Source organism: Pseudomonas sp. MPDS (assembly GCF_013283895.1).
Classification (GTDB): Bacteria; Pseudomonadota; Gammaproteobacteria; order Pseudomonadales; family Pseudomonadaceae; genus Aquipseudomonas; species Aquipseudomonas rhizophila.
The window spans coordinates 3,744,696-3,758,538 of record NZ_CP054128.1; the positions used below are offsets into that span (position 1 = coordinate 3,744,696).

The following is a 13,843-nucleotide window of genomic DNA, read 5'->3' on the forward strand; positions in this document are numbered from 1 at the left end:
GCCCTAAAACCTAAGAACTCGGTCTGCCTGGCAGATCCAGGGGGGCTGCTTCACAGCCCAGCAGGGATAAATCCCCTCGCCACAACAGCGTTCGGCTCAATGACTCTTGGGCCCACTCAACAAATGACTCATCGCAATCTTCAGTTTCATCGGCCGCACCGGCTTGTGCATCAGGGTGTGGCCGCGTTCGCGGATCTGCTGCTTGAGTTCGTTGCTGTAGTTGGCGGTGATCATCATGGCCGGGATCGCCGAGGCCCGGCGGGCGTTGATCCGGGCCACGGCGTCGACGCCGTTCTGCTCGTTGTCCAGGTGATAGTCGGCAATCAGCAGGTCGGCCTCGGCATGGTAGTTGTCCACCTGGCGCGCCAGGTCCTGCTCCGACAGCGCGGTCACCACCCGACAACCCCAACCTTCGAGCAACGTACGCATGCCGGCGCAGATGGCCGCGTCGTTATCCAGCACCCAGACCCGGGCCCCGCGCAAGCGCTCAAGCATCGGCTCGCTCATCTCCAGGCTCGGCAACGGCTTGGGCGCGGTGGCGCTCAGGGGCACGTCGATGGAGAACACCGAGCCCTTGCCCGGCCATGAACGCACCTGGATCCGGTGCCCAAGGATCCCGGCGATTTTCTCGACGATCGCCAGTCCCAGGCCCAACCCTCGATCCTGATCCGGGCGCTGCACATCGCCGCGCTTGAACTCCTGGAAGATCTCTTCAAGACGGTTTTCGGCAATGCCGATGCCACTGTCCCAGACCTGGATGGACAAGCGCTGACGGTGCCGGCGACAGCCCAGCATCACCCGCCCGCTGGGGGTATAGCGAATGGCATTGCTCAGCAGATTGCGCAGGATCCGCGCCAGCAACTGCATGTCGCTGCGCACCAGGGCCGAACACGGCACAAAGTGCAATTCCAGCCCCTCACTGCGCGCCACCTGGACGTATTCGGCGGCCAGGTTGTCGAGCAGCTCGCTGAGGGCGAATGGCGCGATATCGGCCTTGATCACCCCGGCATCAAGCTTGGAAATGTCCACCAGCGTGCCCAACAGGTTTTCCACGTCCTGCAGCGAGTGGCTGACGTTGCGCACCAGTTGCGCGTTCGCTACCGGCTCACGGCGCTCGAGCAAAGCGCTGGTGAACAGCCGCGCGGCGTTGAGCGGTTGCAGCAGATCATGACTGACCGCCGCGAGGAATTTGGTTTTCGACAGGTTGGCCTGCTCGGCCTCGCGCTTGGCCTCGCGCAAGCGCAACTCCACCCGGCTGCGCTCGTCGATTTCGCGCAATAGCTGGTCATTGAGGGTGGTCAGTTCGGCGGTGCGTTCCTGGACGCGCTGTTCCAGGTTCTGGTAGGCCTGGTGCAGCGCCTCGGCGGTGCGACGCCGCTCGGTGATGTCGCGGATCAGCACGAAGATTCCCACCACTTCACCATTGGCCAGCCGATTGGGCACGTAGGAACGCAGCATATAGCGTTCCTGGTTGTTGATATTGGTCTCGGCAAACTCGAACGTCACACTCTCACCGGCCAAGGCCCGGGCCACGTAGGCCTCCAGGCGCTGGTAATGCTGTTCGCTGTGGGCCTCGCGCAGGCTCTGGCCGAGCATCACGCCACGGGGCCAGCAATACCATTGCTCGTAGACTTTGTTGGTAAATTCGTAGACCAAGTCGGCATTGAGGTAGGCGATCAGCGCCGGCACATGGTCGGTGATCAGGCGGATCCAGCGTTCGCTTTCACTCAGGGCCTCGGCGTGCTGGTAGCGCTCGGTGATGTCGGTGAAGGTGTTGACGTAGCCGCCGGTGGGTAGCGGATGGGTGCGAATCTCCAGGACCCGGCCATCCGACAGGCGCTGCTCGCTTTCGTGGATGAGCCGGCCATTGCTGTCGCGACTGGCCGGGGTCAGCAGTTGCAGTTCACTGTCGGCGATCACCTCGGAAAACGGCCGATGGGCCGCCACTGGCGCCAGACCGCTGAGTTCCAGGAAGCGACGATTCCACAACTCCAGCACACCCTGGGCATTGACCATGGCCACGCCCTGGGAAAGGTTGTCCACGGCCCGTTGCAACAAGTGCGATTTCTGCGCGATGGCCTGTTCGCGACGCACGGTTTCACTGAGTTTGACGTCGGTGATGTCGGTAAACAGAATCACTCGACCGCCTTCCTGGGTTGGTCGTTCGCTGACTTGCAGCCAGCGCCCGTTCTGCAAGCGGTAAAGCACATGCTCGTCGGCCTGGCCACGCGGTTCTTCGCTGAACAACCCGTTGGCGGTCATCAGTCGCTTGACCTCGGAAATGCGCATCCCGGCGATGATGCGCACGCGACTGTGGGCCCAAAACGCCTTGAAGCGGCTGTTGAACAAGACGATGCGCTGTTGTTCGTCGAACAGCACAAACGCATCGGAAATGCTCTCAATGGCATCGATCAGGTGCCGGTGGGCGGTTTCCGCGCGCAGCCGCGCTTCGCCCAGCAGGTGATTGCCGGCCTTGAGCTCGGCCATGGCCTGGTTCAGGGCGTCGGTGCGCTCGCGAACCTGCTCGGCCAGCACCACTGAATGCTGGAACGCCGCATACGGGTCGTTGCCCCGGGTCACGCCGGACTCCACCCGTTCGATCAGTGCGTCGTTGATCCGCCGCAGTTTGCGGTTTTCGTGCTGCAGGCTGGCGATCTGCGCCTGCAGGTCAGCGATGGCCGGGGACGCGATGGCGGGCAATGGCAACTCCGGTGAAGGTCTGGTTGATGTGCATGCCATTGAACTGCTCTCCGTAGGTGTTGAAGCCCATCACGCGATGGTCGCGCAGGAACTGGCCGATCTGCTCCAGGCCACCGCGATCTTCCAGTTCCATGCGCCTGAGAAAACAGTCACAGCCGATGGTCAGCAGCAAGTCACCCAGACGCCCCTGCAAGCCGCTGAACAGCTCTTGCAGGTTGTGCAGCAAAGGGCCCGGGGTCATCGCCGTGAGCACGATGCCGTTCTCCACCGCGCAGTAAAAACTCAGGCTCAGGTCTGGGTGCACCTGCTGGATCGCCCGCACGTAATACTGGTCGTTGATGCGCACCGCCAGCGGATGGGCGGCGAAGACCCGGTAGTTCAGCGCATTCACCGGCACGCCGATGTGCCGGGCATATTCCTCGGCGGCGGGTTCGGCATTGAGCTCGTAGACACGCCGTGAGGTGCTGTCGGCCCCGGTCACGACCAACTTCTCCTCCCGAGGCAGGATGTGATGGGTGGTGAACACCTCGAAATCCAGCCAGGTGTTGATCAGCACCACCACGGCCGCGCCGCTGTGGAACTGACCTTCGTAGTACACGTGGGTGTGAGTCAGGTAGTTGTCGTCGCCGGCCGAACCGCCGAAATGCGGAATGTCCCCCAGCGCCGCGCTCAACGCCGCCAGCACCATCTCCTCGCGACTGGACAACCCATCGAGCAAGGTCAGGGCAAAGCTGTGGCCCTTGATCGGCGCCAGCGCATTGCTGCGGCAACCGCTGGCCAGTCGTTCGACCATTTGCTGGGCGTCGATCAAGCTGAAGTGCTCCATTTCCCCGATCAGCTCGGCGGCAATGGAAAAATGCCGATGATCGAAACCCACCGCTGTGACGCAGTTGCGGCCATAGCCTTGACTGGTGATTTCTCCGGCGCTGGTGCAGCCCACCAGGCGAATCCCGCCGAAGCTCTGGGAGAGCGCCTGGCCAAGAGCCGGCAAGTCGTATTCGGCGGAGCAGAAAAACAGCACGAAACCCAAGTGCGGGTGCAACAACTGCCGCGCCAGCTCCTGGGCAACCTGCTGGACGTTCGTTGCCTGGGACATGGCGCTTATCACACCTTCGCTCTGGGCCTTTAGCATCTTCGCCTCCGACGGGTGCGTGACAGGAACCTTGAGTGTACGAAGCGGCGCCCGACTCACGAATGCTACTTGGGTAGCGGGTAGACGCTTCCATGGGAGGAGAACAGTGGCGGCCCCTGCCGCGATGCGCACGGCAGGGACCACCACAAAAAACCCCGGGCTTCGGCTGGAATGCTCCTGTGGTGAGGGGATTTATCCCCTCACCACAGGGTTGGGCATTGCCCCGATGGATCCTCTTTACCAGGTCAACACCGCCCCCACCGCAAAGGTGTCGGTGTCTTCGTTCTGGGCGCTGGTGTCATGGCCGTTGATTTCGAACTGGTTGTATTCGGCCACGAGCTTGAGGTTGTCGTTGACGTCATGGAACAGCGCTATGCCACGGGTTTCATAGTCGGCGCCGCTGCCCACCACGCCATTGCCGTCGTCCTCGGTCTTGCCGTAGGACAGCGCCAGGCGGTTCTTGCCCAGTTTGTAGGAGCCCTGCAACAGGTAGCCGGTACTGTCGACATTGCGCAACGTCGCTTCGCCGGCGTTGTTGGTGAAGAACGGGTTGATACCCTTGGCCTGGAACCCGGAACCGGTGAGCGACAGGCCGCCCATCTTCGCCTGTACGCCATAGCCCAGGCCTTTGGAGGTCACTGAATCGACCGTGGTGTCGGTGTTGTCCGAGGTCTGGTAGCTGCCGTTGAGCCAGCTGTAGATCTTCGCCCCACCCAGGTCGAACTGGTAGGTCACCTCACTTTCAGTACGCGGATTTTCCTGGTAGGCCTTGCCGGTGGCACTGCTGTCGTTGGTGTCCACCGGGTCCATGATGCCCACCGCCACCCGCAGCCCATCCATCACCGGCGTGCGGTAAGTGATCTGCGAAGTCGGGAACGGATACGGGTAGCCGCTGCCGATGTTGCCGAACGACACCCCGCCGCCGTCCACCAACCCGAGGGTGTCGCTGACCTGCCCGTAACCGGCCAGTAACTCGTCCAGCAGAATGTTGGAACGGGCGAACAGACCGAAGTCCTTGCCGACCAGCACTTCACCCCACTGCGGATTGGCGACGGTGCCGTAGAACTGCCGCACGTCGATGGCGGTGTCGGTGCCGTTGGTTTCGCTGTCGTTGATGGTCACCCAGAACGAGGCACGGGCGCCAAGCTTGAGGTCATCGACCTGCTTGCCCATGTTGAAACCCAGGTAGTTGGGCAAGAAGCCCATCTTGACCCGCGCCTGCCGACGGTCGAACTGCTCCCCTGCCCGGTCAACATCGCTGTTGACGTAAAAGGCGTTGATATAGCCGTCGGTGGAAAAGGTGGTCTGGTCCTTGTCGTACAGCATGATTTCAGCCTGGGCCCACGACGTCAGGCCAAGGCTCGAAAGGCCGGCGATGACCGCAGGCAAAAAACGGTGGCGAGTATTTTTATTGTTGTGCATGGCGCGCTCCGCAACATGAGACGGGATGTCGGAGGCGATTATCGAAAGGCGACAGGCCGCGTCATACGCTGCCTTGGAGGCAATTGGCGGATGCTTTGGAGGCGCCGGCCCGGCGCGGCAGTTTGGGTGTAAGACTGCGATGTGACGGAGGGGCAATACTTAGGGCCTAACCCTGAAACTAAGGTGGGAGCGAGCCTGCTCGCGATGGCGGTGTGTCAGCCACCCTAAATGCTGCTGACCCAACGCCATCGCGAGCAGGCTCGCTCCCACAGGATCCTTGACTCAGAACCTCGGTTTGACGGTTTTCCAGTCCGGCTTGTAGCGCTGCATCTGCCGCACATCGTCGCGCTGGCGGATGCCGCAACTGAGGAACTGCTCATGCAGCTTGCCCAGTTGATCGCGGTCCAGCTCCAGTCCAAGCCCCGGCGCACGGGTGATTTTCACGCAACCATCGACAATCGGCAGCTTGCCGCCCTTGATCACCTCTTCATCCGGTTCCTGCCACGGGTAATGGGTGTCACAGGCGTAATCCAGGTTCGGCACCGAAGCCGCGACGTGGGCCATGGCCATCAGGCTGATGCCCAAGTGGGAGTTCGAATGCATCGACACGCCCAGGCCAAAGGTGTCGCACATTTTCGCCAGCGCCTGGGTGTCTCGCAGCCCGCCCCAGTAATGATGGTCGGCCAAGACGATCTGCACACTGTTGAGCGCCACGCTGCGACGGAACTCGTCGAAATCGGTGACCACCATATTGGTCGCCAGCGGCAGGCCCGTGCGCCTGTGCAGTTCGGCCATGCCTTCGAGCCCTGGTGTGGGGTCTTCGTAATATTGCAGGTCATCGCCCAGCAGCTCGGCCATGCGAATGGAAGTTTCCAGCGACCAGTTGCCATTGGGATCGATGCGCAGCGGGTAGCCGGGAAACGCCTGTTTCAACGCCTTGATGCAGGAAACCTCGTGTTCCGGCTCCAGGGTGCCAGCCTTGAGCTTGATACTCTTGAAGCCGTAGTCCTGGATCATGCGCCGGGCCTGGGCGACGATCTGCTGTTCGTTGAGCGCCTCGCCCCAGCTGTCCGGCGGATACGGCGAATCGACGTGCTCGGCGTACTTGAAAAACAGATAGGCGCTGAACGGGATCTCATCCCGAATCGCCCCGCCCAGCAGATCCACCAGCGGCACGTTCAGGTAATGGGCTTGCAGGTCCAGGCAGGCCACCTCAAACGCTGAGTAAGCATTGCTCACCGCCTTGCTCGCATGGGAACCCGGCGCCAGCTCCGCACCGGCAACGCTGGCGGGCCGGTGGGCGGCCACGGTGGCCTGGACGATGGCCCGCAACTGGTTGAGGTTGAACGGGTCCAGCCCGATCAACTGGCTTTGCAGTTGCTGCTGGATCGCCAGGGCCGGCGCATCGCCGTAACTCTCTCCCAGGCCGATGTAACCGTTGTCGCTCTCGATCTCGATGATCGAACGCAACGCGTAGGGCTCATGAATGCCGCTGGCGTTGAGCAACGGCGGATCGCGAAAGGCGATGGGTGTGACGGTGACGCGGGTGATCTTCATGCAGCGGCTCCGATCATTGTTTTTGTAGAGAACGGGCCGATGATGGACGGAGGGTATTGCTCCCGTCTAATCTAACTTGGCACTTGATTGATACCTGGATTGAATCAATGTTTGAACTGGCCCAGCTACGCTGCTTCACTACGGTGGCGACCGAACTCAACTTCCGTCGCGCCGCCGAACGTCTGAACATGACCCAGCCTCCGCTGAGTCGGCAGATCCAGTTGCTGGAACATCACCTGGGTGTCGAACTGTTCACCCGCAGCACTCGCAGCGTGGCGCTCACCGCCGCCGGACGGGCGTTTTTCATCGAAGCGCAGAACCTGCTGGAGCAGGCGCAACAAGCCGCCGTGGCCGCCAAGCGGTTTGCCCAGGGCGACATCGGCTCAGTCACCATCAGCTTCGTCGGCAGCGCGGTGTATGAGTTTCTACCCAAAGTCATCGCCGAAGCCCGCTTGAAGCAACCCCAGGTAAAAATCGTTCTGTCGGAGATGAACACCTACCAGCAACACGAGGCCCTGCGCGCTCGCCGCATCGACCTGGGGATCGTCCGCTCGCCACTGCTGGAAACCGGCTACGCCACCGAGTGCCTGGTGCGCGAACCGTTCGTCCTGGCCGTGCCTGTGGGGCATCCGCTGGCCAGTGCCGATTCGGTGGGCGTCGAAGATCTCGACGGTGAACCCTTCCTGATGTACTCCCACTCCGCCTACCCACCTTTCAACGAACTGCTCACAGGCATGCTGCGCTCGGCCCGCGTTGCACCGCAGTTCGTGCAATGGCTGGGGTCGTCGCTGACGATCCTGGCGCTGGTTAACGCCGGCATGGGTCTGGCACTGGTGCCCCGGTGTGCCACCAGCGTGGTGTTCAGGCAGGTGGTGTTTCGTGAGATCGATCTGGGTGAAGGGGTACAAAGCGAGTTGCACCTGGTATGGCGCCAGGACAATGACAACCCGGCGTTTGCCATGTTGCTGGAGGGCATTCGCGGGGCGGTTCGCGAGGGTCTCTGAATCTGAAGCCTACCGATGTCGCCCTCCGCAGTGACCTAACTTGACGACCTATTCCCGTCACCCCAAACAAGTTGTACGATGACAGACGAGATCAGCCGAAAACGCTAATCCGCTCCGATACCTACAAAAATAAGGAAATACCCATGAAAAAAGCCACATTGGTCATCAGCTTTCTGTGCCTGTTCAGCGGCTACGTCGCGGCTGCCTCTTCATCGGCCGAGCAGGAAGTGGCCCAGGCCGTCGACCACCTGACCCAAGCCATGCTGCACAAAGACATCCCACAACTCCAGGCACTGGCCGCCGAAAACCTGACCTACGGGCACTCCAGCGGGAAGATTCAGGACAAGAAAGCCTTCATTGCCGACATCGAAACCGGCAAGAGCGCGTTCAAGACCCTGGAGATGAAGGATCAGAAAATCACCCTGTCAGGCGATGTGGCCCTGGTGCGTCACCACTTCTCCGCGCAAGCGCTCAAAGGCACCGAAGTGGTTCCGACGGAAATTGAGAACTTTCAGATCTGGCAGAAGCAGAAGAATGGCAAGTGGCTGCTGATTGGGCGGCAGGCGTTTCGGTTCTGAGCTAAAAATCTCCGTGGGCGCCGTTAGTTAACTTGAAGCGGCAGGGATTCAATGTGGCGAGCGGATTTATCCCCTCGCCACAGGTCACCGTTACTTCAATCCGCCGCCCACTGCTCCCGGTACTGCAGCAGGAAATCGACAAAGGCGCGCACCCGCTGCGGCACGTACCGACCGTGGGGATACAGCAAGGTGAACGGACGTGAGCGCCCCGCGAAAGGCGCAAGTACCTCCACCAATTGCCCGTTGGCCAGCTCCTGCTCCACGATGAATTTGTAGGTCTGGAACAAGCCGGCGCCATGTTTGGCCAGCGTCACGCCGCCGAGCACATCGTCCGAACAGCAATACCCTCCTTCGCCGAACACCTCCTTTTCCTTGCCGTCGACATTGAACAACCAGGAAATCCGCCGGCCGCTGCTGGGCAATTCGAACTGGATGCACTCATGGTCGTCCAGATCTTCAAGGACCTGCGGCGTGCCGGCCTTGCGCAAGTAATCCGGGGCCGCGACCACCACCAGTTTCGCGTCTTCCAGCAGCCGGGCGATCATCGATGAGTCGGGTTGCGCTCGCACCCGGATGGCGAGGTCATAACCTTCGGCAACGAAGTCGATGTTTCGGTTGCTCAGGTGCAGGTCCACCGTCACTTGCGGGTACAGCGCCCGAAAGGCCGGCAGCAAGGGCAGGATGCGGTGATGACCGTAGGTGGTGGGCAGGCTGATGCGCAGTTGCCCGGACGGCACCGATTGCGCGCCCATCATTTCCTGTTGCGCCTCCACCAGTTGCGTCAGCGCTTGCCGGCATTGCTCGAAATAGGTCTTGCCGGCTTCCGTCAGCCGAATGCTGCGTGTGGTGCGCACGAAAAGACGCGAACCCAGGCGCTCCTCCAGACGGAAAATCGAGCGACTCACCGCCGCCGGAGTCACACCGGCAAGCTGGGCCGCTGCGGTGAAACTCCCTGCCTCCGCCGCCAGGCAGAACAGTTCTATGCTGCCCAACTGCAAGTCTTCGAAATGACGCTTCATGATTCGTTACACCGCGTATCAACTGAAAGTTCCAGACACCTGTTTATCAGCCGCAGGCGTATAAATATAGTGGCCCCCGTGGCGCGGGAACCTCCTGCGCTCATTTCCCATCAGCAGGAGTGCATCATGCCTTTCGTCAATGTGCGTATTACCCGCGACGGCGTCACTCGCGAGCAGAAAACCCAGGTCATTTCCGAGATCACCGAAACCCTGCAGCGGGTGCTGGGCAAGGACCCGCACTTGACCCACATCGTGATCGAGGAAGTCGACACCGATAACTGGGGTTACGCGGGTATGACGACGACGCAATACCGAAGCTTGCCCAAAGAGTGACGGTTCTACCTTCCCGAGCCCGGTCCAACTGACCGGGCTTTTTTGTGCCTGATGATTAACCCTGTGGGAGCGAGCCTGCTCGCGATGGCGATGGACCCGTCACATTGATGTTGGCTGGAATACCGTCATCGCGAGCAGGCTCGCTCCCACATTGAATTAATTACATGACGTATCAACTCAAGTACCAGCCCCCGTATTTATCAAACCCAAGCGCATCAATACCCTGATCTCAACCACCGCCAACATCGGCGCAACGGTTTCAATTCAATTGATCAGGAGTTCAATCATGAGCCTCAACAAAACCGTCATCATCACCGGCGCCTCCAGTGGCATCGGCCTGGGTCTGGTCCAGGCGTTCCTGGATCGGGGTTATAACGTGGTGGGCAATGCCCGCTCCCAGTCCGGCCTGGACAGCGCGGCGCAACAGCTCGGCCATCCGGCGAACTTCATTGGCGTGGCCGGTGATATCGCTGACCCGGCGACTTCAACCCGTCTCATCAACAAAGCCATCGAAACCTTCGGGGCCGTGGACGGGCTGGTGAACAACGCCGGCTTCTTCCTGCCAAAACCTTTCATCGAATACAGCCCCCAGGACCTGGAAGCGCTGCTGGACACCAACCTCAAGGGTCTGGTCTACGCCAGCCAGGCGGCTGCCGCACACATGATCGGTCGTCAGCAGGGTTTCATCATCAACATCTCCGCCGCCGTGGCCCTGCAACCGAACATCCAGGTGCCGGCGGCGCTGCCGGTGTTGATCAAAGGCGGGGTCAACCAGATGACCCGTGCCCTGGCGCTGGAGCTTTCGCCGCACAACATCAAGGTCAACGCGGTCGCCCCCGGCATCATCGACACGCCCATGCATGACCCGGCGCACCGCGACTTCCTCAACAACCTGGCCCCGTCCGGTCGCGTGGGCACCATCGAGGAAATTGCCGAGGCCGTGTTGTACCTGGCGCGCGCTGATTTCACGACCGGCGCGATACTGCCGGTAGACGGCGGGATGAGCACGGGCAAGTGGTAAAAAGAAAAACCCCGGAGGCACAACCTCCGGGGTTTTCATGACGCCTGGAGTTCAGAGCGTATAGGAGATGCCGGCCTGCACGGTTCGCGGTGCGCCTGGGTAGGCATAGACGTTACCGAAAGCGCCTTCTTCGTAGTCGGCGTCGAACAGGTTCTTCAGGTCCAGGTTGAGGCGGATCCGCTCGTTGACCTTGTAGTAGCCGAGCAGGTCCACCACCGTGTAGCTGTCCATGGAGAACGCAGTCGCCGCCGTCTGGCCGGCCCGTTCATCCACATACTTGGCGCCTAGTCCCAGGCCCAGCCCTTTGAGGCCGCCATCCTGGAACTCATAGACGTTCAACAGGCTGAAGGTGTTTTTGGGCACGTTGAGCAAGCGGGTGCCGGACGGGATATTGATGTCCTTGGTCACTTCGGCATCCACATACGCGTAACCACCAATCACGCGCCACTCCGGCGTCAAATTGCCCGCCATGTTCAGGTCAAAACCACGGCTGCGCACTTCGCCAGCGGCCACGCTGAAGGTGGAATCCACTGGGTCAGTGGTGAGCACGTTACGTTTTTCGATCTGGTACACCGCCGCATCGACACTCAACTGACGATCCAAGGCTTCCCACTTGATCCCCATCTCATAAGACTTGCCCTCTTCCGGCTTGAACCCGCCGCCTTCGCGACTGGCACCGTTGTTGGGTTTGAACGAGCGCGCGGTATTGGCATAGACAGCCAAGGTGTCGGTCAAATCGTAGATCACACCCAGGCGCGGGGTGACCGCGCTGTCGGTGACGTCCCAGTTCCGACTACCAGGCGGGGTCTGAGGGACGAAACTCTCGTACTGATGCTCGAACCGCTCAAAACGTGCCCCGGCCAACAGCTTCAAGCGCTCAGTCAGCGCCACCTGATCCTGCACGAATACGCCAAACGTCTTGAGGTTTTCCTGATCATCGGTGGGCGTGCGTGTCAGCGCCGGGCGTGGCTGGCCATACACCGGATCGAAGATATCGATTGGATAAGCACTGCTCCCCGCGGCGGAACGTTTGATGATGGACTGGTAGTCGTAATCTTCATACTCGATGCCGGTCAACAGTGTGTGCTCGAACCCACCCGTGGAAAAACGCCCGGTGAGGTTAAGTTGGGTGTCCCGGTCAGTCCACTCCAGTTTGCGATAGTTGAAATTGCGCCCCAGGGTACGCCCGTCGGCGGCGATGCCGTTGCCTTCCACCGCGTTGCCCTGCAGGGTGCCGTCCAGCCATTGGGTGCCGCCGGCCAAGGTCCAGTCGTCGTTGAGCATGTGCTCGAAACGCACCTGCAGCATGTTGTTGTCGTTGTGCAACTTGCCGGCGTCTTTCTCGCCGAAGAACGTATCGCGCGAGGCGGTGCCGCGCTGGCCGGCGTAATGGGTCAAGCCACGGTCCAGCGGCGCATTGTTGCGCATGAAGTCGCCTTCGAAGGTCAGGCGCGTGGTGTCGTTGACCTGCCAGGTCACCACCGGCGCAATGCCATAGCGTTCGGTCTCGACGTGGTCGCGGAACGTATCGCCGCCCTCGCCGATCACGTTCAGGCGATACGCCAGGCGCCCTTCTTCGTCCAGCGGGCCCGAGGCATCGAGGGTCCCGCGACGCATGCCCTGGTCGCTGACCTGGCTGCCCAGGGTCACCGTGCGTTCGGCCAATGGCTGCTTGGACACCACGTTGAAGGTGCCGCCTGGATCGCCGCGACCGTACAACATCGTCGCCGGGCCGCGCAGCACTTCCAGGCGCTCGATGGTGTTGGCATCTGGCATGTTCGGGTAACCGCGGTTGATCGGGAAACCGTTGCGGTAGAACTCGCCCGTGGTAAAGCCGCGGACCGTGAACGTGGTCAGGCCCTGGCCACCGAAGTTGTTCGCCCTGCCGACCCCGCCGGCGTAATCGAGCGCGTCTTGCAGCCGGGTGGCGCTGAGGTCTTCCACCACGTCGCGCGAAACCACGGAAATCGACTGTGGGGTTTCATGAATCGCGGTGTCGGTACGTGTCGCGCTGGCCGAACGGGTCGCGTGGTATCCCTTGACGGGCCCTTGCGCGGACTCGATCTCCGAAAGACCCACGATGTCCGTGGCTTGCAGTTCCAACGGTGCGGAGGTTGCGGCCATGGGCTCGTCTGCCCACGTGGATACGGAATAAGCCTGGAGCACACACAGTGAAACGAGAATCCGACGCATCGATGCACAATCCTAACGAAAATACGTCAGCCCCCAGAGGCCGACAAGAATGTGTCGCGAAAGATACAGCAACTCATTCTTGTTTGACACAAATTCCCATTCACAACCCAGCAAAATGCCCCTTCCTGGCACGTGCCAACTGCACAACGCGACTGCTGGCAAAGTCGTATACCATATCCCCAACCAAGCCAAACGACCGCCGCCGTGACCTTATCCAAGTTCAATCTGCCTGATCTGGGCAACACCCCTTCCACTTCGGAAATCATCACCCGTCATCTGCGCGAAGCCATCGTGGCCGGGCATTTTGCCGAGGACGAACCCATTCGCCAGGACGACATCGCCCGGCAGTTCAACGTCAGCAAAATTCCCGTGCGCGAAGCCCTCAAGCGCCTGGAAGCCGAGGGGCTGGTGATGTTCCAGCGCAATCGCGGGGCGATGGTCACGCGCATTTCCGAGGCGGAGCTGGCGCAGATGTTCGAGGTGCGGATGCTGCTGGAAGACAAAGTGCTGCGTCTGGCGATTCCCAACATGACCGAAGAGACCTTCGTCCGCGCCGAGAGCATCTGCCGTGAGTTCATCGGTGAAGACGACGTGGGTCGTTGGGCTGAACTGAACTGGCAATTGCATGCCTGTCTCTACGAGCCGGCGCAACGCCCCTTTCTGGTGGGTTTGATCCGCTCGGTGCACGACAAGCTGGAGCGCTACCTGCGCATGCAGATGAGCCTTTCGGCCGGCAAGGAACGCGCCGACCACGAGCACCGGGAAATTCTTGCGGCCTGCCGCGCCGGTGATGTGGAGCGGGCGGTGAAGTTACTGGACGAACACATCGCCGGCGTTTGCAAGACGCTGTTCGAGTTCCTGCCTTCGAGCCATTGATGCGCCGC

Annotated in this window: 11 protein-coding genes; 5 read left to right on the forward strand and 6 right to left on the reverse strand. The window is 61.1% G+C overall.

Translation table 11 applies throughout. The features are described from left to right. Positions 1-96: 96 nt before the first annotated feature. From nahK to HQ912_RS16470, 4 genes are all read right to left on the reverse strand, one after another. Positions 97-2,739 (reverse strand): hybrid sensor histidine kinase/response regulator NahK/ErcS', encoded by a 2,643-nt coding sequence (nahK, locus tag HQ912_RS16455; protein WP_260990035.1) that lies wholly within the window; start codon positions 2,737-2,739, stop codon positions 97-99. Next, entirely contained in the window at positions 2,669-3,832 is a 1,164-nt protein-coding gene (gene nosP, locus HQ912_RS16460) for a nitric oxide-sensing protein NosP (RefSeq protein ID WP_047228991.1), read from the reverse strand. The genes nahK and nosP overlap by 71 nt, the downstream gene beginning before the upstream one ends. Positions 3,833-4,069: 237 nt before the next feature. Further along, positions 4,070-5,254: a porin gene (locus HQ912_RS16465; RefSeq protein ID WP_076385177.1), complete on the reverse strand. Its 1,185-nt coding sequence runs from the start codon at positions 5,252-5,254 to the stop codon at positions 4,070-4,072. 282 nt (positions 5,255-5,536) lie between these two features. Further along, positions 5,537-6,811, reverse strand: a complete 1,275-nt coding sequence (locus HQ912_RS16470; RefSeq protein WP_173407039.1) for a glucarate dehydratase family protein — start codon at positions 6,809-6,811, stop codon at positions 5,537-5,539. 107 nt (positions 6,812-6,918) lie between these two features. Here HQ912_RS16470 and HQ912_RS16475 point away from each other — a divergent pair, with 107 nt between their 5' ends. Together HQ912_RS16475 and HQ912_RS16480 are read left to right on the forward strand one after the other, a co-directional pair. Then, entirely contained in the window at positions 6,919-7,815 is an 897-nt protein-coding gene (locus tag HQ912_RS16475) for a LysR substrate-binding domain-containing protein (RefSeq protein ID WP_047228988.1), read from the forward strand. Positions 7,816-7,958: 143 nt separating this feature from the next. Next, positions 7,959-8,393, forward strand: coding sequence for a nuclear transport factor 2 family protein (locus HQ912_RS16480; RefSeq protein ID WP_047228987.1), 435 nt, complete (start codon positions 7,959-7,961; stop codon positions 8,391-8,393). Between the two features lie 95 nt (positions 8,394-8,488). Here HQ912_RS16480 and HQ912_RS16485 read toward each other — a convergent pair whose 3' ends face one another. Then, complete coding sequence (locus HQ912_RS16485) at positions 8,489-9,412, reverse strand: LysR family transcriptional regulator (RefSeq protein ID WP_047228986.1); 924 nt, start codon at positions 9,410-9,412, stop codon at positions 8,489-8,491. A gap of 126 nt (positions 9,413-9,538) precedes the next feature. Between HQ912_RS16485 and HQ912_RS16490 the strand changes: the two genes are divergently transcribed. Further along, positions 9,539-9,745, forward strand: coding sequence for a tautomerase family protein (locus tag HQ912_RS16490; RefSeq protein ID WP_047228985.1), 207 nt, complete (start codon positions 9,539-9,541; stop codon positions 9,743-9,745). A 286-nt stretch (positions 9,746-10,031) separates the two neighbouring features. Continuing rightward, positions 10,032-10,766, forward strand: a complete 735-nt coding sequence (locus HQ912_RS16495) for an SDR family NAD(P)-dependent oxidoreductase (protein WP_047228984.1) — start codon at positions 10,032-10,034, stop codon at positions 10,764-10,766. A gap of 51 nt (positions 10,767-10,817) precedes the next feature. Here HQ912_RS16495 and HQ912_RS16500 read toward each other — a convergent pair whose 3' ends face one another. Next, positions 10,818-12,959, reverse strand: coding sequence for a TonB-dependent siderophore receptor (locus tag HQ912_RS16500; protein WP_173407040.1), 2,142 nt, complete (start codon positions 12,957-12,959; stop codon positions 10,818-10,820). Between the two features lie 204 nt (positions 12,960-13,163). Between HQ912_RS16500 and HQ912_RS16505 the strand changes: the two genes are divergently transcribed. Beyond that, positions 13,164-13,835, forward strand: a complete 672-nt coding sequence (locus HQ912_RS16505; protein WP_047228982.1) for a GntR family transcriptional regulator — start codon at positions 13,164-13,166, stop codon at positions 13,833-13,835. Positions 13,836-13,843 lie beyond the last annotated feature (8 nt).